This is a genomic window from Streptomyces plumbidurans (assembly GCF_019857225.1).
GTDB classification, from domain to species: domain Bacteria; phylum Actinomycetota; class Actinomycetes; order Streptomycetales; family Streptomycetaceae; genus Streptomyces; species Streptomyces plumbidurans.
In genome coordinates this window covers 1-20,311 of the sequence record NZ_JAFJSY010000109.1, presented here as the reverse complement: position 1 = coordinate 20,311, position 20,311 = coordinate 1, and the positions used below count along the sequence as shown (strand labels likewise).

Genomic DNA, 20,311 nt, shown 5'->3' with positions numbered 1-20,311 from the left:
TCCACCTGGCGTCCCGCGGGGCGGCCGGGACGCCTCGGCTGAGCCGCCCCCGGGTCCTCCAGGAACGCCAGCCCTGAGCAACGCCAGTCCTGGGCAACGCCAGTCCTGGGCAGCGCCAAGGGAAAGCACCGACAGAAAGAGCAGAATGCCCCGCTTCAGCATCATCGTCCCGTCCCATGGGGTGGCAGGCCGGCTGTCCCAGGCCCTGGACTCCGTGCTCACCCAGTCCTTCGGCGACTTCGAGCTGATCCCGGTCTGCGAGGCCCCCGGCTCGCCCGCGGCGGACGTCGCCGCCGCCTGTGCCGAGCGGGACTCCCGCGTGACCCCCGTGCACGCGCCCCCGTCGGGCGGTCCGGCCGGGGCGCGCAACAGCGGGATCCGGGCGGCGACCGGAGCGTATCTGCTGTTCCTCGACTGCGACGACGTCCTCGCCCCCGGCTCGCTGGCCGCGCTGGACGCACGCCTGACCGAGACGGGCGACGTGGACGTCGTGTACGCCGAGCACGAGCGCGTCCCCTGGTGGGAGGGCGAGCCGACCAATCCGGCCGCACCGCTGCTGGCGAAGGCACCGAACGGGGCCTTCTCGCTCGACCAGGTGCCGACGCTGACCGGAGTGCAGCTCCCGGCGTGGAGCGCCGCCTACCGCAGGGCCTTCCTGGCCGAGCAGCACCTCGCCTTCCCCGACGGCCACTTCACCGACGTCGGCTTCGGCGGCCTGGTCGCGTTGAGAGCCGAGAAGGCCGCCGTACTGCGCCAGGTCCTCGTACGGCATCTGGTGCGCCGGCAGGGCAGCAGGCTCGGGCTGCCCGGGGAACACCATCGCGAACTGCTCGCCCAGACCGACCTGGTGCTCACCCGCGCCACCGAACAGGGCCTGTCCGCGGACCGGTTCGGCCCTCTCTTCGAGCAGCTCTTCGCGGCCGTGCTGAAGACCGCCGCCCACCCCAGGCGGCTGCCCGCACGGCGCCGCTCCTTCTTCCGCCTGGCGAGCAGGCTCTACCGCCGCCACCGCCCGGCCGGTTACCGCACGCCGGGCGGCAGCCTCGGGGTGCAGCACCGGCTGCTGGCGGCCGGGGCGTACACCGCCTTCCGGGCCCTGCGCGGCGCCAACCAGTCCGCGGCCGGGGCGATCGCACGCCTTCCGCGCCCGCGCATGGTGCGCACCCGCCTGCGCTACGCACGCGCCCTGCGCCGCCCGCTGGATCCCAATCTGGTCGTGTACTGCGCCTATTGGGGGCGCGGTTACGCCTGCAGCCCGGCCGCGATCCACGCCAAGGCGCGTGAACTTGCCCCGCATCTGCGCTCGGTGTTCCTGGTCGAGGCGGACCAGGCGCACACCATGCCGAAGGACGTCGAGTACGCGGTGATCGGCAGCGCCGAGTACTGGGACGTGCTGGGCCGCGCCAAGTACCTGCTCAACAACGCCAACTTCGCGGACGCCGTCGTCAAGCGCGAGGGCAGCGTGCACCTTTCGACGCAGCACGGCACCCCGCTGAAGAAGATGGGCGTCGACCAGGCGACGTATCCGGTGGTGGCGGCCGCGACCGGCAGCTTCGCCAAGCTGCTGGCCCGGGTCGACCGGTGGGACTACAACCTCACCTCCAACCGGCACTCGACCCAGATGTGGGAGCGGGCCTTCCCGGCCGTGCACGAGACGCTGGAGTACGGCTATCCGCGCAACGACGTCTACTACACGGCAACCGCGGACGACGTCACCCGCATCCGGCGCGAACTCGGCGTCCCGGAGGGCAAGACGGCCCTGCTCTACGCGCCCACCCACCGCGACCACCACACCGGCTTCGAGACGGGCCTCGACCTGGACGCCCTCTGCGAGGAGATCGGCGAGGACTTCGTGATCCTCCTGCGGGCCCACTACTTCTACGACCGGGGCGCCGCGAACAGCACCGGCCGGATCATCGACGTGACCGCGCACCGCTCGTCGGAGGACGTGTGCCTGGCCGCCGACGCCCTGATCACCGACTACTCGTCGATCATGTTCGACTACGCCAACCTGGACCGGCCGGTCGTCGTGTACGCGGACGACTGGGAGGTCTACCGGGAGCTGCGGGGCGTCTACTTCGACCTGATGGACCGGCCGCCGGGCCCGGTGGCGCGGACGCCCGGGGAGCTGGCGCGGGTCTTCGCCGACGGCTCCTGGGCGGGGGCGGAGTCCGCCGCGGCCAGGGCCGCCTTCCGGGAACGGTTCTGCCAGTTCGACGACGGACGCGCCGCCGAGCGCGTCGTACGCCGGGTGCTGCTGGGCGAGCCGCCCGAGTCGATCCCGCCCGTGGTCCCGCTCGCCGAGCGCGTCCCGGCCCCCGCCGCCTCCACCCTCGTAAGGAGCTGAGCTCAGCAGTGCCCCGCTTCAGCATCATCGTCCCCGTCTTCAAGGTGCAGGGCTTTCTGCACGAGTGCATCGACTCGGTGCTCGGACAGTCGTACCCCGACTTCGAGTTGATCGCCGTCGACGACCGCTCGCCCGACGGCTGCGGCGCCATCCTCGACGAGCACGCGGAGCGCGACGCGCGGGTGCGGGTGCTGCACCTGCCCGAGAACGTCGGCCTGGGCCGGGCCCGCAACGCGGGCCTCGCCGAAGCCCGCGGCGACTACGTCCTCTTCCTCGACAGCGACGACTTCTACACGCCCGGGCTGCTGGCCGCGGTCGCCGAGCGGCTCAAGGGCGCCGAGGACCCCGACATCCTGGTCTTCGACCACGTCCGCACCCACTGGTGGGGCCGGGGCGGCCGCAGCGAGGCGTCCGAACTGCTGGCCCGCGCGGGCCTGGACACCTTCGACCTGCGCACGAGCCCCGAGTACGCCCGTCTGTTCCTGGTCGCCTGGAACAAGGCGTACCGGCGTGAGTTCTTCCAGGAGCACGGCCTGCAGTACCAGCCGGGCCTGTACGAGGACGCACCGGTCACCTACCGGTCGATGGTGCTGGCCGAGCGCATCGCCTGTCTGAACCGGATCGGCGTCGAGTACCGGCAGCGCCGGCAGGGCGCGATCACCAAGACCCCGGGGCGCCGGCACTTCGACATCTTTCCGCAGTACGAGGGCCTGTTCGCCTTCCTGGAGGAGCGCGACGACCTCGCCTGGGCGCGGCCGCTGCTGTTCGAACGGGCCCTGGACCACATGCTGTTCGTGATCGCCCGCGAGGACCGGGTGACCCCGGCGGACCGCCGCGACTTCCACCGCGAGATGCGTGCCTTCCACGGCCGGCACTGCCCCGAGGGCTTCACCCCGCCGGACGGCCCCCGCGGCACCGAGATGCGGCTGCTGGCCTCGTCGTCCTACACGCCGTACGCGGCGCTGCGCGGGGCGCGCGGTCTGCGCCGCCTGGCCGGGGCGGCCAAGCGCCGCACGCTGGGCCGGGCCGCGCGGGCGGCCCAACACGCCTGGTACAGGGCCCAGTTGCAGCTCCCGCTCGACCCACATCTCGCCGTCTACTCGGCGACCCACCACTCCGGCGTGCACGGCGATCCGGCCGCGATCCACGCCAAGGCCCGCGAACTCGCCCCGCACATCAGGGGGGTGTGGGTGGTGCGGGAGGACGCCGTGGACGCGCTGCCGCCGGGCACCGACCACGTGACGCCGGGCTCGCGGGAGTACTACGCGGTGATGGCGCGGGCCACGTACTGGGTGAACAACGTCAACTGGCCCGGCTCGCTCGCCAAGCGCCCCGGCAGCGTCCACCTGCACACCCACCAGGGCACCCCGCTGAAGTACATGGGCGCCGACCTGCTGGACAAGCCGGGCGCCCGGCACGGGTTCAGCGTGCCGAAGATGCTGCACCGCGCCGACCGCTGGGACCTGAGCCTGGTCGCCAACCGCCACTCCGAGCTGGTGTGGGACCGGGCGTACCCCTGTCACTTCACCTCGCTGCGCACGGGCAGCCCGCGCAACGACGTGCTGGTCGACGCCTCCGCGGAGCGCGCAGCGGAGGTCCGCGCGCGGCTCGGGATCCCGGCCGGGAACACGGTCGTGCTGTATGCGCCGACCCGCCGCGAGTACCGCAGGGGCGGGCATGTCGACCGGATCGACCTGGCGCGCTTCGCCGCCGACCTGGGCGAGGGCCACACCCTCGTCGTACGGCTGCACCCGTCGCTCGCCACCGGCACGGCGCGCGGCCTGGGCCTGGCGGATCTGCATGCGCGGGGCGTGCTGGTGGACGCGACGGACGAGCAGCACGTAGAGGACGTGATGCTCGCCTCCGACGTGCTGGTCACCGACTACTCGGCCCTGATGTTCGACTACGCCAACCTCGACCGCCCGATCGTGGTCCACGCCGACGACTGGGGCGCGTACGCGGCGAGCCGGGGCGCCTACTTCGACATCACCGCCGAGGCGCCGGGCCATGTGTCGCGCTCCTACCGGGAGTTGGCGTGGCTGTTCGCCTTCGGGACCTGGCGGGACGAGGAGTCGGCGGGCCTGCGGGCCGCGTTCCGCGAACGGTTCTGCGAGTTCGACGACGGGCGGGCCGCCGAGCGCGTGGTCCGCACGGTGCTGCTCGGTGAAGAGTCTCCGCGGCCGGAACCGGCCCCCGTGGTGCCGGCTCCGGCCGCGGAGCGCGCTCACTCACTGAACTGACGGCGCCCCGGGCGGCCGTCATTCCAGACCGATCGACTACTCGATGACGAGGTCGACGTCGATGTTGCCGCGGGTCGCGTTGGAGTAGGGGCACACCTGGTGGGCGGTTTCGACCAGCTTGCGGCCGGTCTCCTCGTCCACCGTGTCCGGCAGCTCGACGCGGAGGGTGACCTTGAGCCCGAAGCCCTGGCCCTGCTTGCCGATGCCGACCTCGGCGGTCACCGCGGCGTCGCTGACGTCGACCTTCGCCTGGCGGCCGACGAGGCCGAGGGCGCTGCCGAAGCAGGCGGCGTAACCGGCGGCGAACAGCTGCTCGGGGTTGGTGCCCTCGCCGTTGCCGCCCATCTCCACCGGCGGGGCCAGCTTGACGTCGACCTTCCCGTCGTTGGTGAAGGCCCGGCCGTCACGGCCGTGGGTGGCGGTGGCGACAGCGGTGTAGAGCGCGTCCATGGGAACCATCCCTCTCGATTTCACGTTCCGGCGGCCTGGTCCGACCGCCTCACGACCACAAGTAGAGCACACAATTAAGTTGTGCACAACTAAATGGCTCGCAAGAGCTATCCTGGATCCATGTCCACCACGCCCGACGCCCCGGCCACCGACTGGCTCCGGCTCGATCAGCAGATCTGCTTCTCCCTGAACGCCGCCTCGCGCGCGTTCGGCGGCCTCTACCGTGTGCTCCTGAAGGACCTAGGGCTCACCTATCCGCAGTACCTGGTGATGCTGGTGCTGTGGGAGCACGGCGATCTGCCGGTCAAGAAGCTGGGCGAGCATCTGCGGCTCGACTCCGGGACCCTGTCCCCGCTGCTCAAGCGGCTGGAGGCGGCCGGTCTGGTGCGGCGCGAGCGCAGCACGCGGGACGAGCGCTCGGTGGAGGTGGGGCTGACCGAGGAGGGTGCCGCCCTGCGCGAGCGGGCGGTGCAGGTGCCGCTCAGGATCGCCGCGGCCACGGGCTTCGACGTCGAGGAGATCCGCAGCCTGCGGACCCGGCTCGACGAGCTCACCGAGGCGCTGGACTCTGCTGCCTCGGCTGCCGCTGCGGAGTCGGCCGGGCGGCCGTGACCGGGTGGGCCCCGGGCGGTGAGGCCGTCGCCACGGCCGGGCCGCAGACGTAGAGGCGCAGGGTCACCCGGCCGCTGACGAACTGCTGCCGGGCGGTGAACCGCTCCTCCACGACCGCGAGTTTGAGGCGGTCGAGCGCGTTGGCGGGCTGCCTTCTGGCCTTGAGGATCCTGGAGTCGGCGACGACCCAGATCCGGTCCAGCCCTGCCAGTGTGCGCCGCAGCTCCCGCGGTGTGGTCTCCAGCCCGCTCAGCGTCCCCGACCGGGCAGCCGACTCCGCGAGCGCCACGTCCCTGGCCTCCCGGAACCCTTTCGGATACGTCAGCGCCGCGAGCCGCCAGGTCGACGGCAGATACAGCACCGGATCGCCGGGGCGGATGCCGCGGGCGGCGACGGCGGCCACCGCGGCGAGGTTCTCGGGGCGGTGCGCCGGGGAGCGGTCCTGCCGGTAGAGGGGCAGGCACTGGAGGAAGGCGACGACGGCGGCCAGGACCCCGGTGAGCGTGACGAGAGAGCCGTGGGGCAGCCGGGACGCACGCGGGCGCAGGCGTGCAAGGCTCCCGGCCACCCGGTCGAGGCCGGCGGCCGCCAGCAGCGGCGCCCCCGCCAGCGCGTACAGCACATACCGCTCGTGGAACAGCGGCCGGTACTGCGACACGGAGATCAGGATCGCGGGCGGCAGCACGAGCAACGGCAGCGCTACGGCCGCCGTACGCCGTGCCGTCAGGCCCACCACCATCAGCCCGACGCTGACCCAGAACACCGGCCCCACGGGACCGGTGGCGAAGTCCCGCACCAGCGCCTCCACGTTGTCCCAGCCGGGCCTCACCAGCCAGGACACCTGCTCCGACTGACGCCGGGACACCCACACCAGCGGCAGCACGACCGCCCCCACCAGGCCTGCCGAACGCGCCCAGTCGAGCCAGACCGCCCGGGACGCCCGCGCCAGGGCCAGGGTCGCCGCGTGCGCGCACAGTGTCAGGACGACCAGTTCGTGCAGCAGACCGGTCACGGCGACCAGGGCGCCGTAGCGCCACCACCAGCCCGGCCGGGCCCGGCCCTCCAGGACCGGCACCAGCAGGAGCGTGGCCCCCGCGGCACCGGCCGAGACGATCGCGTACGAGCGCCCCTCCTGCGCGTAGTGACCGGCCACCGGTGTGATCGCGTAGAGCAGGCCGGCCCACAGCCCGACCCGCGGCCGGGCGAGCCGCGCGCCCAGGGCCCCCACGAGAGCGGCCGTCGCGGCCGCCCCGCACACGGACGGCAGGCGCAGCACGACCTCGCCTGGGTGCACGGCGAGGACGACGTGCATGAAGAAGTAGTACAGGCCGTGGACCGCGTCGATGCCGTGCAGCAGCTGCCAGATCTGCGGCACCGTGCGCCGCCCGACCAGGAAGGTGACCCCCTCGTCGCCCCACATGCCGCCGCGGTCGAGGCCCCACAGCCCGATCGCGAGCATGACGGCCGCGGGAACCACCACGGCCACGACCTCCGGATGTGCCAAACGACGGTTCGCCCGCCCCGCGTCCTCGTTCTTCACCCGGCCGATTTTGGGCGGTAGGTGGACTCTTACTGGGCATTGACGGTGTTTTAGCTCTTACACACCATTCGCCCGGCTTACCATCCGCCGTGATGAACGCAGTGAAGGCCATCGCGCCGAGCGCCGACCGCACCCACCGCCTCCTCACCCTCGCCGCCGCCTGGCTCGCCACCCGGGCCCTGATGCTGTGGCTGCTCCTGCACAACTCAGCGCCCCTGCTGGGCCACGGCTATGTGGCCCGCGAGGTCTCGCGCCTCTACCACCACTGGTACGGCATCCTCGCGCACGGCGCCTTCCCCGCCCACGACCACCTGTGGCAGTACCCGCCGGGCGCAGGGCCGGTGCTGCTGTCGCCCGCGCTGCTGCCGGGCCTGACGTACTTCCAGGCGTTCGTGACCCTCACCCTCGCCACCGACGCCGCGATCACGCTGGCGCTGTCGCGGGCGGGCACCCGCTCCGGCCGCTCCCTCCTCGGCGCCGCGATGTGGGTGGGTGGCCTTCCGCTCATGCTGCATGTGCCGCTCGTCCGCTACGACGTGCAGGTCACGGCGTTCGCCGTGCTCTCCCTGCTGGCGTCGTCGCGCTCCACGCGCGCGTACGGCGTGCTCGCCACGCTCGGCGGGCTGGTGAAGGTGTGGCCGGCGCTGGTGCTGCTGGGCGCGCCGAAGGGGCGCGCGACCCGTTCCGCGTGGACCTGGGCCGCCGTCGCGGGCGCCGCCTCGCTGACGCTGTTGTCGGCCCTGTTCGCCAACCCGTTCGCGTTCCTGCGCCAGCAGGGCGGCCGGGGTGTGCAGATCGAGTCCCTCGGCGGCACGGTGCTCGCCCTCGCGACGCACGCCGGGTGGCCGGGGCGGGTCCGCTACCAGTACGGCTCGATGGAGTTCGCCGGCCCGCACGTACGGACCGTCGCGCACCTGATGCTCGGGCTCACCGCGCTCGCCTTCGCGCTGCTGGTGCTGTGGCGGCTGCGGGCCCGGCGCTGGACGCCCGCGACGCCGTACGACGCCGCGTTGGCCGCCGTGCTCCTGTTCACCGTCACCAGCCGGGTGATCAGCCCGCAGTACATGATCTGGCTGCTGGGCGTGGCCGCCGTGTGCCTGACCTCGCGGCACACCGTGCAACGCCCGGTGGCCGTCCTGATCCTGCTCGCGACCGCGATCAGCGCCGTCGCCTATCCGGCGCTGTATTCCGAGGTCAGAGGCTGCACCTGGACGGGCTGCGGTCTGATGCTGGCCCGCAACGGCCTGCTCGCCGCCGCCTCCGTGCTGTCCTTCGTCCGCCTGTGGCGCTCCACCGACGCCCGGCCCGCGGCGCAACTGCGGACACCGCGCGTGCCGACCGATGCACGCGGAGTCGCCCCCTCCGTGCACGCGTGAGTCCCCTCGCCTGCTTCACTGATACGGACCGCAGCGCACACCGCACACCACGGGCCAACTGACGAGGGGACGGCCGCACATGACCTGGTTGATCACCGGCGGCGCCGGCTACATCGGGGCGCACGTCGTCCGGGCGATGACCGAGGCGGGCGAGCGGGCCGTGGTGTACGACGACCTGTCGACGGGCATCGCCGGGCGGGTGCCGGACGAGGTGCCGCTGGTCGTGGGGTCGACGCTGGACGGCGAGCGGGTGGAGCGCGCCCTCGCCGAGCACGAGGTCACCGGCGTGGTGCACCTGGCGGCGAAGAAGCAGGTGGGCGAGTCCGTGGACCTGCCGCTGCACTACTACCGGGAGAACGTCGAGGGTCTGCGCGTCCTGCTGGAGGCCGTGACGGCGGCCGGTGTGCCGTCCTTCGTCTTCTCGTCGTCCGCCGCCGTGTACGGCATGCCCGACGTGGACCTCGTGACGGAGGAGACGCCCTGCGCGCCCATGTCGCCGTACGGGGAGACGAAGCTGGCCGGGGAGTGGCTGGTGCGCGCGACGGGGCGTGCGACGGGTCTCGCCACGGCCTCGCTGCGCTACTTCAACGTGGCGGGCGCCGCGAGCCCGGAACTCACGGACGTCGGCGTCTTCAACCTGATCCCCATGGTCTTCGAGCGGCTCACCGACAACCTGCCCCCGCGGATCTTCGGCGACGACTACCCGACCCCGGACGGCAGCTGCGTACGCGACTACATCCACGTGGTAGACCTCGCCGAGGCCCACGTCGCCGCCGCCCGCGCCCTGCGCTCCTCCCCCGGCCGCGACCTCACCCTCAACATCGGCCGCGGGGAGGGCGTCTCCGTGCGCGAGATGATCGACCACATCAACGCGATCACCGGCCACGACCGACCCCCCACGGTCACCCCACGCCGCCCCGGCGACCCGGCCCGCGTCGTCGCCTCCGCCGACCGCGCGGCCACCGAACTCGCCTGGAAGGCCAAACACGACGTCCAGGACATGATCGCCTCGGCCTGGGAGGGGTGGGTACGGCTGCATCCGGGGGCGGCGCGGGGCTAGCGGCGCGGTTCCAGCGGGCGTACGGATCTGCAGCCGCCGGGTGGTGCCGGTGCCGCAGCGTGTTCGGAGTTGTTCAGAGTGCCTTGACGGCCGCCGCCGTCGCCCGCGCCAGCGACGCCAAATAGCCCTTCGGCAGCTTCGGGCTGCGGATCACGACCGAGCGCCAGTACAGGGGGCCGGAGATCAGGTCGAGGGCCAGTTCGTCGGCGAACCCCTCGCGGATCTCGCCGCGCCGCTCGGCGGCCACCAGGATCTTGCTGGCCACGCCCTCCTGCCCCTCGCGCAGCGCCTTCTGCATGGCCTCGGCGATCTCGGGGTTGCGGGCCGCCTCGGCCTGCAGGTCCGGGATGATCTGCGAGGCCACGGGGTGTCGCAGCGCGCGTGAGGTGACCTCGTACAGCAGACGCAGATCGCCCTCCAGGGTGCCGGTGTCCGGCGTGGGCAGCCCCATCACCGCGATCGCCGAGACCACGTCGAGCACCAGGTGCAGCTTGGAACGCCAGCGCCGGTAGACGGCCGTCTTGCCGACGCCCGCACGCCGTGCGATCCCCTCGATGGACATCCGCGCGTAGCCGACGGCGGCCAGCTCCTCGAAGACGGCAGCCCGGATGGCTTCCGTCACGTCCTTGCGGAGTACGGCCGCACCGGCGGGGGTGCGGCGGCGCGGACGCGTCTGGGGCTCATCGGCGTTCGTCGTCATGCGAACCAGCATAGGGGCGTTACGACGAAACGGTTGCGTTCCGACGTCCGCACGTCCTACTCTCACGTTGCGACGATACGGTCCCGTCCCGACGTAAGAGAACGTGAAGAGAAGCGTAAGGAAACGCCGGGTGACGGACCGTCCGGACCCCAAGCCGGACGCACGCAGTCCCACCCCCCGAGCGAAAGCAGCGGATGTGAGCCAGGTCCTCCACACACCGCCCCCGTCGCCGGCCCCGGCCGACGACGACCTCGCGGCGCTCGCCGCCCGTCATGGCCTCACGGTCAGCGGTGCCCGGCCCACCCTGCCCGAGTACGTCCGGCAGCTGTGGGCCCGGCGGCACTTCATCGGCGCCTTCGCCACCGCCAAGCTCACCGCGCAGTACAGCCAGGCGAAGCTGGGCCAGGTCTGGCAGGTCATGACACCGCTGCTGAACGCCGCGGTGTACTACTTCATCTTCGGCATCCTGCTGCACACCAAGAAGGGCGTGCCGGACTACATCCCGTTCCTGGTCACGGGCGTCTTCATCTGGACCTTCACCCAGACCTCGATCCTGTCGGGCACCCGTGCGATCTCCGGCAACCTCGGTCTCGTGCGCGCCCTGCACTTCCCCCGGGCCGCCCTGCCGATCTCCTTCTGCCTCCAGCAGCTGCAGCAGCTGCTGTTCTCCATGGCCGCTCTGGTCGTGATCCTGCTCTGCTTCGGCGTGCCGGTCGCCTTCTCCTGGGTGCTGGCGTTCCCCGCCCTGGTGCTGCAGTTCACCTTCAACGCCGGCGTCGCGATGGTCATGGCCCGGATGGGCGCGAAGACGCCGGACATCGCGCAGCTGATGCCGTTCGTGCTGCGCACCTGGATGTACATCTCCGGCGTCATGTGGAACATCGACAAGCTGACCGGCAAGGGCAGCGGGCTGCCGCACTGGGTGGCCCCGGTCCTCAAGGCCAACCCGGCCGCCGTCTACATCGACCTGATGCGCTACGCCCTGATCGACAGCTTCCACGCGCACCAGCTGCCGCCGCACGTGTGGGCGCTCGCGATCGGCTGGGCCCTGCTCGCCGGCGTCGGCGGCTTCATCTACTTCTGGAAGGCTGAGGAGACGTACGGCCGTGGCTGAGCACCCGAACGACCCCCGCATCCCCACCGTCGTCGTCGACGGCGTCGACATCGTCTACCGGGTCAACGGCACCGGCGCCGGACGCGGTTCCGCGACGGCCGCGCTCAACCGCATGCTGCGCCGGGAGCACGCCGAGAAGGCGGCCGGCGTACGCAAGGTGCACGCCGTCAAGAACGTCTCGTTCGTCTCCTACAAGGGCGAGGCGGTCGGTCTGATCGGCACCAACGGCTCCGGCAAGTCGACCCTGCTCAAGGCGATCGCGGGCCTGCTGCCGGTGGAGAACGGCCATATCTACACCGACGGCCAGCCCTCGCTGCTCGGCGTCAACGCGGCCCTCATGGGCGATCTGACCGGCGAGCGCAACGTCTTCCTCGGCGGCCTCGCGATGGGCATGTCCCGCGAGGAGATCAGGTCCCGCTACCAGGACATCGTCGACTTCTCCGGGATCAACGAGAAGGGCGACTTCATCACCCTCCCCATGCGGACGTACTCCTCCGGCATGGGCGCCCGACTGCGCTTCTCCATCGCCGCCGCCAAGGACCACGACGTCCTCCTGATCGACGAGGCGCTCGCCACCGGCGACCGGTCCTTCCAGAAGCGCTCCGAGGCCCGCATCCGCGAACTGCGCAAGCAGGCGGGCACGGTGTACCTGGTCAGCCACAACAACAAGTCCATCCGCGACACCTGCGAGCGCGTGCTGTGGCTGGAGCGCGGCGAACTGCGCATGGACGGCCCGACCGAGGAGGTCATGAAGGAGTACGAGGCCTTCACGGGGGACAAGAGCGACAAGGCCAAGCCGAAGCCGAAGCCCAAGGCGGCAGCGCCGAAGGTGCCGCAGCCCAGCTGAACCCCGCACACGAAAGGGGGCGCCCCGAGCAGTCCGCTCGGGGCGCCCCCTTCGTCGTAGGACTTGAGGACCTGAGGACCTGAGGACCTGAGGAGCTGCGGGCCTACGAGTGCGTGCGCAGCAGCGTGCGCATCGTCCGCATCGCCACCGACAGGTTGGCGAGGTCGAACGTCTCCGAGCTCTGGATCTCGTCCAGGGTGGTGCGCGCCCGGCCCAGGATCGCGGCGTTCTTCTCCTGCCACATCGTGAATCGCTGCTCGGGCGTCGAGGTGCCGTTGCCGACGGCCAGGACGTCCGCGGTGAGCGCCGCGTGCGCCGCGTACAGGTCCTCGCGGATGGAGGCGCGGGCCATGGACTGCCAGCGGTCGGAGCGGGGCAGCTCGATGATGCGGTCCATCAGCTGGGTGATGTGCAGCCGGTCGGCGAGGTCGTAGTACACCTCGGCGACGTCCATCGGCTCCTTGCCCATGCGGTCGGCGATCGAGACGATGTCGAGCGCCGGGAAGGCGGAGGAGAACCCGGCCACGCGCGTGGCGAGTTCGTCCGGCACGCCGGAGTCGGTCAGCTCGTCGTGGATCTGCTGCCACCAGTCGAGGTCCGCGCCCCGCAGCAGCTTGGTCAGCTGCTGCCAGACCCCCTCGACGCGCTCGGCGAAGAATTCGACCGTCTCGGCGAGCTGCAGCGGCTGCGGCCGGTTGTTGAGCAGCCAGCGCGTGCCGCGCTCGACCAGCCGGCGCGAGTGCAGCCGGATACGGGTCTGGACGGCCGCCTCGACCTTGTTGTCGAGCGCCTCCACCGCGTCCCACACCGGTGCGGAGCAGAAGATGGTACGGGCCGCGGTCTGCGCCCTGACGATCTCCTCCAGCGAGGCACCGGTCTCCTCCCGCAGCCGGTGCAGATACGTCGTACCGCCCGTGTTGACCGTGTCGTTGACCAGGACGGTCGTCGTGATCTCACGGCGCAGCGGGTGGCCGTCGATCCGGTCGGCGAACTCGCTGCGCAGCGCCGACGGGAAGTACGCGTGCAGCAGCGTGCGCAGATACGGGTCGTCCGGCAGCGAGGTCGCCAGCAGCTCGTCGGCGACCGTGATCTTCGTGTACGCCAGCAGGACGGCCGTCTCCGGACTGGTCAGGCCCTGGCTCTGGGCGAGCCGCTCGCGGATCTGGCGGTCGGTGGGCAGGAACTCCAGCGCCCGGTCCAGGTGGCCCTCGCGCACCAGGTGCTTCATGTAGCGCTGCTGGGCGTGGAGCATGTCCTTGGACTGGGCCAGCGCGTTGGCGATCGCCGTGTTCTGCGCGTAGTTGTTGCGCAGGACCAGTTGGCCGACCTCGTCGGTCATCTGGGCGAGGATCTTGTTGCGCTGCTTGACGGTCATGTCGCCGTCCGTGACCAGGCCGTTGAGCAGGATCTTGATGTTCACCTCGTGGTCGGAGGTGTCCACGCCCGCGCTGTTGTCGATCGCGTCCGTGTTGATCTTGCCGCCCTGGCGCGCGAACTCGATCCGGCCGAGCTGGGTCAGGCCCAGGTTGCCGCCCTCGCCGACCACCTTGACGCGCAGGTCGGCGCCGTCGACGCGGATCGGGTCGTTGGCCTTGTCGCCGACGTCGGCGTGCGTCTCGGTGGACGCCTTCACATACGTGCCGATGCCGCCGTTCCACAGCAGGTCCACCGGCGCCAGCAGGATGGCCTTCATCAGGTCCGCCGGCGTCATCTTGGCGACCTTGCCCTCGATGCCGAGGGCCTCGCGGATCTGCGCGTTGACCGGGATGGCCTTGGCGCTGCGCGGGAAGACGCCGCCGCCCGCGGAGATCAGGTCGGTGTTGTAGTCGGCCCAGCTGGAGCGCGGCAGCTCGAAGACGCGGCGGCGCTCGGCGTAGCCCGTGGCCGCGTCCGGGTTGGGGTCGATGAAGATGTGCCGGTGGTCGAAGGCGGCGACCAGGCGGATGTGCTCGCTCAGCAGCATGCCGTTGCCGAACACGTCACCGGACATGTCGCCGATGCCGACGACCGTGAAGTCCTCGGACTGGGTGTCCACGCCCAGCTCCCGGAAGTGCCGCTTGACGGACTCCCACGCGCCGCGGGCGGTGATGCCCATGCCCTTGTGGTCGTAGCCCGCGGAGCCGCCGGAGGCGAAGGCGTCGCCGAGCCAGAAGTTGTACGTCTCCGCCACGCCGTTGGCGATGTCGGAGAAGGTCGCCGTGCCCTTGTCGGCGGCGACGACGAGATACGTGTCGTCCCCGTCGTGCCGGACGACGTCCTGCGGGGGTACGACCTCGCCCGCCACCATGTTGTCGGTGATGTCGAGCAGCGCCGAGATGAACGTCTTGTAGCAGGCGATGCCCTCGGCGAGCCAGGCGTCCCGGTCCACGGACGGGTCCGGCAGCTGCTTGGCGACGAAGCCGCCCTTGGCGCCGACCGGCACGATGACGGTGTTCTTCACCATCTGCGCCTTGACCAGGCCGAGGATCTCCGTGCGGAAGTCCTCACGCCGGTCGGACCAGCGCAGACCGCCTCGGGCGACCTTGCCGAAGCGCAGGTGCACGCCCTCCACGCGCGGCGAGTACACCCAGATCTCGTACGCCGGGCGCGGCGCCGGCAGGTCCGGGATGGCCTGCGGGTCGAACTTCATGGAGACGTACTCGTGCGGCTTGCCGCCCGCCGCCTCCTGGAAGAAGTTCGTCCGCAGCGTCGCCTTGATGACGGTCAGGAAGGAGCGCAGGATGCGGTCCTCGTCGAGCGAGGCCACCTGATCGAGGGCCGCGTCGACCTCTTCGAGCAGGGCGTCCACGATCTCGCGGCCGGCCCGCTGGCGGTCCGGCGACATCCGCGCCTCGAACAGCGAGACCAGCAGCCGGGTGGTGTGGACGTTGTTGCGGAGGGTGTCCTCCATGTAGTCCTGCGAGAAGGTGGAGCCCGCCTGCCGCAGGTACTTCGCGTACGCGCGCAGCACCATCGCCTGGCGCCAGGTCAGACCGGCGCTGAGCACCAGCGCGTTGAAGCCGTCGTTCTCGGCGCGGCCGGTCCAGGTCGCGGCGAAGGCGTCCTGGACGCGCTCACGGGCGTCGTCTCCGCCGTACTCCCCCGCGCCGTTCTGCGAGGCGGGCATGCGCAGACCGAAGTCGTAGATCCACGCGGTGGTGCGGTCCGCGCAGCGCAGTTCGTACGGCCGCTCGTCCGTCACCTCGACGCCGAGCCGGCTGAGGGCGGGCAGGACCGCGGACAGGGAGACGGCCTCGCCCTTGCGGTAGATCTTGAAGCGGCGCTCCTCGGGAGCGGCCCCCACCGGCTCGTACAGGCTGAGGGCGAAGTCCTTGCCGCTCTCGGACTGCGCCTCGTCGAGCTCTTCGAGGTGGACGAGGTCGGCGACCGCGGCGCGCGGGGTGTGGTCGGCCTTGTAACCCTCGGCGAAGGCGCCGCCGTACTTGCGCAGCAGCTCGGCGGCCTTCTCCTCGCCGCACTCGGCGTTCAGCGCCTCGGCGAATCCGTCGGCCCAGGACCGCGCGGCCTCCACCAGCCGGGCCTCGATGCGCTCCTTGTCCGCGTCGGACAGCTCCGGCAGCTCGGTGCCCTGCGGGACCCGGACCACGAAGTGCAGCCGGGAGAGGATCGACTCGGTGTTCCAGGCGGTGAAGTCGACGCTGATGCCGCCGAGTTCCTCCTTCAGGATGTCGATGATCCTGAGCCGGACACCGGTGGTGTAGCGGTCGCGCGGGAGGTAGACGAGGGCGGAGTAGTAGCGCCCGTACTCGTCCTGGCGCAGGTAGAGCCGCAGTCGCCTGCGCTCCTGCAGATACAGCACGGAGGTGGCGATGGCCTCTAGCTCGGCGGGCGGCGTCTGGAACAGCTCGTCGCGCGGGTAGGTCTCCAGGATCTGCAGCAGGTCGCGCCCGTCGTGGCTGTTGGGCGAGAACCCGGCGCGCTCCAGCACCTCCTCGACCTTGCGGCGGATGACCGGAACCCGGCGCACCGACTCGGTGTAGGCGGCGGAGGAGAACAGGCCGAGGAAGCGGCGCTCGCCGACGACATTGCCGTTCTCGTCGAACTTCTTGACGCCGATGTAGTCCAGATACGACGGCCGGTGCACCGTCGCGCGGCTGTTGGCCTTGGTCAGGACGAGGAGCTTGTGCTCGCGGGCCTTGGCGCGGGCGTCCGCGGGCAGCCGCTCGAAGGACGGGCTGACCGGGTGGCCCTCGTCCTCGGAGTGCTTGGGGTCGGAGCGCAGGATGCCGAGGCCGGTGCCGGGCACGGCGCCCAGCGAGTCGTCCTCGCGCAGCTGGTACTCGCGGTAGCCGAGGAAGGTGAAGTGGTTGGCGGCCAGCCAGCGCAGCAGCTCGCGGGCCTCCTCGATGTCCTGCTCACGCAGATCGGTGGCGACGGGCTCGGTGGGCAGTTCGTCGGCCATGCGCAGCGCCGCGTCCCGCATCTTGTCCCAGTCCTCGACGGCCTCACGGACGTCGGACAGGACCCGCAGCAGGTCGGCGGTGATCTGCTTGAGGTCGCCGCGGTCGGTCTCGCGGTCGATCTCCACATGGATCCAGGACTCGATGTGCGCGTCGTGCGGCAACTCGCCGCCGGCCCCCTGCGCGCTGAGCACCTCGATGAGCTTGCCGGTGACGTCACGGCGGACGACGACCTGCGGGTGGATGACGACGTGGATGCCGCGTCCCTGCCGCGTCAGTTCATTGGTGACCGAGTCGACGAGGAAGGGCATGTCGTCGGTGACGACCTCGACCACGGAGTGGCTGCACGTCCACCCGTTCTCCTCCACCGTGGGCGTGTGGACCCGTACGTTGGCCGTGCCCTGGGGGCGATTCTCGGCCAGCCGGTAGTGGGAGAGGGCTGCTCCGAAGACGTCGACCGGGTCGCGGTCGCTCAGGTCTTCCGGTGCGGTGTGCAGGTAGTAGCGCTGGAGGAACGCGAGCACGGTGTCCCGGTCCGGGGTGCTCTCTTCCGTCGTCCCGGTCGGTAGGTGCCCCCCGACCGGGCTGTTCTCAGCTACCCGGGCGGCCCGTTCGAGCAGCTCGGCCTTGGCTTCGTCCAGCTTGGTCTGCATTGTCCTCTGGCTCCTGTCGCGCGCCGTTGCGTGACGTAGAAGGAAGTACGGTCTCTTCCCCTGCGGCTCGTCGCCACGGCCCGGGTTCTCCGGTCTGCTCCGACGCTATGCCGCAGGGTGAGATGAGCGGGGGGTTATCGGCCATTCTCGACACGCCCACGGGATGTGATGCTGATCTCTGCGGCATCCGCTTCCGGGGTGTGTACGGCGTCCTGGGGGTCTCCACGACCCCGTCCCGCCCGCGAGGACCAGCGACCGCCACCCGGTCACGGAGATGGTCCGTGCTCACCGGGCGCAGGGCAGGGGCAGCACTGCCCCCGCGAGATATCGCGCTGATCACGCCACAAGGCTATCGCTCAGGACGGGGGGCCCGTCATGAGCCGTATGTGTACAAAACCAGGGGTCGAACTTTGACACTCTGCACAGGGGCACAGGCCCCCTTGTCGTGCAAACCGGCGAAACCGGACCCACATCTGATCCCCCTTGCCCGAAACCGACCGGACCTCTTGGCAAGGCCCCTTCCAAGGGGCACGTTTCCCATGACAGCGCACGCCCGCCCGAGGGGAGCGGCCCGACATGACAGCGAAAATCCTCATCGTCACCGGCGACGCCGCGGAGTCACTCGAGGTCCTGTACCCCTACCAACGCCTCCGCGAGGAGGGCTACGAGGTCCATATCGCGGCCCCCACCCGCAAGAAGCTCCAGTTCGTGGTCCACGACTTCGAACCCGGCTTCGACACCTACACCGAGAAGCCCGGCTACACCTGGCCCGCCGACCTCGCCTTCGCCGAGGTCGACCCCGGTCAGTACGCCGCCCTCGTCATCCCGGGCGGACGCGCCCCCGAGTACCTGCGCAACGACCCCGAACTCCGCAAGATCCTCAAGTCCTTCTTCGACTCGGACAAACCGGTCGCTCAGATCTGCCACGGCCCCCTGCTCACCGCCGCCGTGGACAGCCTCCGCGGCCGCCGCGTCACCGCCTATCCAGCGCTGGAACCGGACATGCAGACCGCGGGCGCCACCTTCCAGGACACCGAAGCGGTGGTCGACGGCACCCTGGTCTCGTCCCGCGCCTGGCCCGACCATCCCGCCTGGATGCGGGAGTTCCTGACGGTGCTGCGGGCCAAGGCGCCGGTGACGTAGGGGGTCCCGCCGGGTCGGGGGTTGAGCGAGCGGTCGTGGTGTTCGCGGGCTCGTGGTGCGGGGCCCGTGGTTCGGTGGCTCATGGTTCGGTGGCTCGTGGTGGGTGGCGCGGTTGTCGTTCGGCTGTCGCTCACGCCGCGAGGCGCTGCGCCTCTGCCACCGCGTCCGCCAGCGTGTCGACCACCGGTACCCCGACCTGCTCCAGGCTGGCCCGGCTGTGTGAGCCGCCGGTGTAGAGCACGGCCCGGGCGCCGGCGTGCCGAGCGGCGATCGCGTCGTCCGCGGCGTCGCCTATGACCACCGCGCGCGCAGGGTCGACGTCACCGAGGGCGGCGAGGTGGCGCACCATGTGCTCCGCCTTGCTGCCTCCCGACGGGCCCGTCCGCCCGTCGACGCGTATGAAGTGCGCCTCTATACCGAACTTTCGGACCAGCGGGACCAGGTCCTCGTGCCCGTACATGCTGAGGAGCGACTGGCTGCCGCCCGCCGACTGCCAGTCGGCCAGCAGCTCGGTCGCGCCCGCGGCCAGACTGCACGCGGCGCGCTGCTCGGCGTAGTAGCGGTGGAAGGTCTGGTCCATGACCAGCCACTCGGCATCCGTCGGCAGCCGACCGAGCAGCCGCTCGTAGAACTTGGGCACCGGCACGCAGTACAGCGCGCGGTACTGCTCCATGGTGATCGGTTCGAGCCCCAGCTCCGCGAAGGCCGCGTTCGTCGCCCCGATGATCGCGTCGTTGTCGTGGAACAGCGTGCCGTTCCAGTCCCAGACGATGTGCGCCGCCCCTGTCTTCTTCCCCATGCCAAAAAAGTACCCGCCGCCACTGACAATCAAGAGTTCAGCAGGTCAAAGGGGTCCTGAGCAGAGCGCAGCCGGTCTCAGTCCCCGAGCCCCACCAGGTTGGGGATCTCCTGCGTCGCGTACCAGAGCAGTTCGTGGTCCTCGGCCCCGTCCACCACGAACTGCGCGTCGTCGTCCCCGCCGTCCGCCGCCTCCAGCGCCGCGGCCGCGGCGGACACGTCCGCCTCCGCCTCGTCGAGGTCGACGTGCACGGCGGCGGCCTTGGCCAGCCGCACGGCCACGGTCACCCGGACCTCACCGAGCGCCGCCGGGTCCAGGCCCCGGTCCGGATCGGCGGACGCCGCCCCGTCGGGCACGTCGACCGCGACCACGACCCGGCGCCGTGCGGCCGCGGGGTCCGCGGCCAGCAGCCGCAGGGAGGCCAGCGCGGCGCGGTTCAGGGCCGCGTACTCCAGCTCCTCGATGTCGTCGGAGAGGTACCACTCGCGCAGCGCGGGCGTGACGGCGTACGCGAGGAACGGTCCCGCCCCGAGCTCGCCCGTCTTGTACGCCTCGGCGAGACCGGAGAGGGTCAGGGGGACGTAGACGCGCATGGCCGCTGCTTTCGTGGTCGGTGACCGGGCGCACTTCCGCCCCGTCGAAGGGCCTTCAGGATACGTGCGGGCGTCCCCTTTCGAGTCCCCACCCAGGGGTCGGAGGGCGTCCACTTCCCGCCCCGGAACTCACCCGGCACTCCCCCGTGATCACGGGCTCGTGCACCCTCCTCCTCACTCTGATAGGTGAAGTTTCCGGCCGCCCCGACCCGGGCCGTGCGGTCCTTGCCGACTCCGCCCCCGGCCCCGTACAAGATCCCCGAGGTCAAGTTACCGCCCGGTATCCGCCGGGCCCGCAGAACGGGGACGCTCATGCACAAGGTCATGACCAGGGCACAGCACCAGCGGCCGGGCACCCGGCCGCCCGGCCGCCGCGACTCCCGCCGCCCCGGCGGAAGCCCGCCCCGCAGCCCGGGCGGAAGCCCGGCCCGTACCGC

Annotated in this window: 14 protein-coding genes; 8 read left to right on the top strand and 6 right to left on the bottom strand. The window is 71.2% G+C overall.

The features are described from left to right. Positions 1–145 precede the first annotated feature (145 nt). Together JYK17_RS37480 and JYK17_RS37475 are read left to right on the top strand one after the other, a co-directional pair. The gene (locus JYK17_RS37480) at positions 146–2,347 is read left to right on the top strand and encodes a bifunctional glycosyltransferase/CDP-glycerol:glycerophosphate glycerophosphotransferase (RefSeq protein ID WP_222812144.1); all 2,202 of its coding nucleotides are present in this window, start codon (positions 146–148) and stop codon (positions 2,345–2,347) included. An 8-nt stretch (positions 2,348–2,355) separates the two neighbouring features. Beyond that, entirely contained in the window at positions 2,356–4,587 is a 2,232-nt protein-coding gene (locus JYK17_RS37475) for a bifunctional glycosyltransferase/CDP-glycerol:glycerophosphate glycerophosphotransferase (RefSeq protein ID WP_222812143.1), read from the top strand. A 36-nt stretch (positions 4,588–4,623) separates the two neighbouring features. On the opposite strand, the gene JYK17_RS37470 is transcribed toward JYK17_RS37475, so the two are convergent. After that, positions 4,624–5,037, bottom strand: a complete 414-nt coding sequence (locus tag JYK17_RS37470) for an organic hydroperoxide resistance protein (protein WP_108013757.1) — start codon at positions 5,035–5,037, stop codon at positions 4,624–4,626. A gap of 120 nt (positions 5,038–5,157) precedes the next feature. Here JYK17_RS37470 and JYK17_RS37465 point away from each other — a divergent pair, with 120 nt between their 5' ends. Continuing rightward, on the top strand, positions 5,158–5,649 hold the full coding sequence (locus JYK17_RS37465; RefSeq protein ID WP_222812142.1) for a MarR family winged helix-turn-helix transcriptional regulator: 492 nt from the start codon (positions 5,158–5,160) through the stop codon (positions 5,647–5,649). Here JYK17_RS37465 and JYK17_RS37460 read toward each other — a convergent pair. Beyond that, entirely contained in the window at positions 5,588–7,189 is a 1,602-nt protein-coding gene (locus tag JYK17_RS37460) for a glycosyltransferase family 39 protein (protein WP_234548093.1), read from the bottom strand. The two genes, JYK17_RS37465 and JYK17_RS37460, sit on opposite strands and share 62 nt — an antisense overlap. A gap of 92 nt (positions 7,190–7,281) precedes the next feature. Here JYK17_RS37460 and JYK17_RS37455 point away from each other — a divergent pair, with 92 nt between their 5' ends. Both JYK17_RS37455 and galE read left to right on the top strand, forming a co-directional pair. Beyond that, positions 7,282–8,565: a glycosyltransferase 87 family protein gene (locus JYK17_RS37455; protein WP_222812141.1), complete on the top strand. Its 1,284-nt coding sequence runs from the start codon at positions 7,282–7,284 to the stop codon at positions 8,563–8,565. Positions 8,566–8,644: 79 nt separating this feature from the next. Continuing rightward, entirely contained in the window at positions 8,645–9,625 is a 981-nt protein-coding gene (gene galE, locus JYK17_RS37450) for a UDP-glucose 4-epimerase GalE (protein ID WP_222812140.1), read from the top strand. Between the two features lie 73 nt (positions 9,626–9,698). On the opposite strand, the gene JYK17_RS37445 is transcribed toward galE, so the two are convergent. Next, on the bottom strand, positions 9,699–10,337 hold the full coding sequence (locus tag JYK17_RS37445; protein ID WP_108013753.1) for a TetR/AcrR family transcriptional regulator: 639 nt from the start codon (positions 10,335–10,337) through the stop codon (positions 9,699–9,701). Between the two features lie 184 nt (positions 10,338–10,521). Here JYK17_RS37445 and JYK17_RS37440 point away from each other — a divergent pair, with 184 nt between their 5' ends. After that, on the top strand, positions 10,522–11,439 hold the full coding sequence (locus JYK17_RS37440) for an ABC transporter permease (RefSeq protein WP_108013752.1): 918 nt from the start codon (positions 10,522–10,524) through the stop codon (positions 11,437–11,439). After that, a complete protein-coding gene (locus JYK17_RS37435; RefSeq protein WP_128802103.1) occupies positions 11,432–12,286 on the top strand; it encodes an ABC transporter ATP-binding protein in 855 nt (284 codons plus the stop codon). Before JYK17_RS37440 ends, JYK17_RS37435 begins: the two co-directional genes overlap by 8 nt. A 103-nt stretch (positions 12,287–12,389) precedes the next feature. Here JYK17_RS37435 and JYK17_RS37430 read toward each other — a convergent pair whose 3' ends face one another. Next, on the bottom strand, positions 12,390–17,339 hold the full coding sequence (locus JYK17_RS37430) for an NAD-glutamate dehydrogenase (RefSeq protein ID WP_222812139.1): 4,950 nt from the start codon (positions 17,337–17,339) through the stop codon (positions 12,390–12,392). 576 nt (positions 17,340–17,915) lie between these two features. Between JYK17_RS37430 and JYK17_RS37425 the strand changes: the two genes are divergently transcribed. Beyond that, positions 17,916–18,482 carry a DJ-1/PfpI family protein gene (locus JYK17_RS37425; protein ID WP_108013749.1) on the top strand — a complete coding sequence of 189 codons (567 nt, stop codon included), beginning with the start codon at positions 17,916–17,918 and terminating at the stop codon, positions 18,480–18,482. 130 nt (positions 18,483–18,612) lie between these two features. Here JYK17_RS37425 and JYK17_RS37420 read toward each other — a convergent pair whose 3' ends face one another. Both JYK17_RS37420 and JYK17_RS37415 read right to left on the bottom strand, forming a co-directional pair. Continuing rightward, positions 18,613–19,281: an HAD family hydrolase gene (locus JYK17_RS37420; RefSeq protein WP_108013748.1), complete on the bottom strand. Its 669-nt coding sequence runs from the start codon at positions 19,279–19,281 to the stop codon at positions 18,613–18,615. Positions 19,282–19,358: 77 nt separating this feature from the next. After that, positions 19,359–19,874 (bottom strand): DUF6912 family protein, encoded by a 516-nt coding sequence (locus JYK17_RS37415; RefSeq protein ID WP_108013747.1) that lies wholly within the window; start codon positions 19,872–19,874, stop codon positions 19,359–19,361. Positions 19,875–20,311: the final 437 nt, after the last annotated feature.

Excerpts from the sequence above, each read along its gene's own strand:
- JYK17_RS37420 (WP_108013748.1), bottom strand. The coding sequence starts at position 19,281 with ATGGGGAAGAAGACAGGGGCGGCGCACATCGTCTGGGACTGGAACGGC.
- JYK17_RS37455 (WP_222812141.1), top strand. The coding sequence starts at position 7,282 with ATGAACGCAGTGAAGGCCATCGCGCCGAGCGCCGACCGCACCCACCGC.
- JYK17_RS37470 (WP_108013757.1), bottom strand. The coding sequence starts at position 5,037 with ATGGACGCGCTCTACACCGCTGTCGCCACCGCCACCCACGGCCGTGAC.
- JYK17_RS37425 (WP_108013749.1), top strand. The coding sequence starts at position 17,916 with ATGACAGCGAAAATCCTCATCGTCACCGGCGACGCCGCGGAGTCACTC.
- JYK17_RS37445 (WP_108013753.1), bottom strand. The coding sequence starts at position 10,337 with ATGCTGGTTCGCATGACGACGAACGCCGATGAGCCCCAGACGCGTCCG.
- JYK17_RS37480 (WP_222812144.1), top strand. The coding sequence starts at position 146 with ATGCCCCGCTTCAGCATCATCGTCCCGTCCCATGGGGTGGCAGGCCGG.
- JYK17_RS37430 (WP_222812139.1), bottom strand. The coding sequence starts at position 17,339 with ATGCAGACCAAGCTGGACGAAGCCAAGGCCGAGCTGCTCGAACGGGCC.
- JYK17_RS37415 (WP_108013747.1), bottom strand. The coding sequence starts at position 19,874 with ATGCGCGTCTACGTCCCCCTGACCCTCTCCGGTCTCGCCGAGGCGTAC.
- JYK17_RS37465 (WP_222812142.1), top strand. The coding sequence starts at position 5,158 with ATGTCCACCACGCCCGACGCCCCGGCCACCGACTGGCTCCGGCTCGAT.
- galE (WP_222812140.1), top strand. The coding sequence starts at position 8,645 with ATGACCTGGTTGATCACCGGCGGCGCCGGCTACATCGGGGCGCACGTC.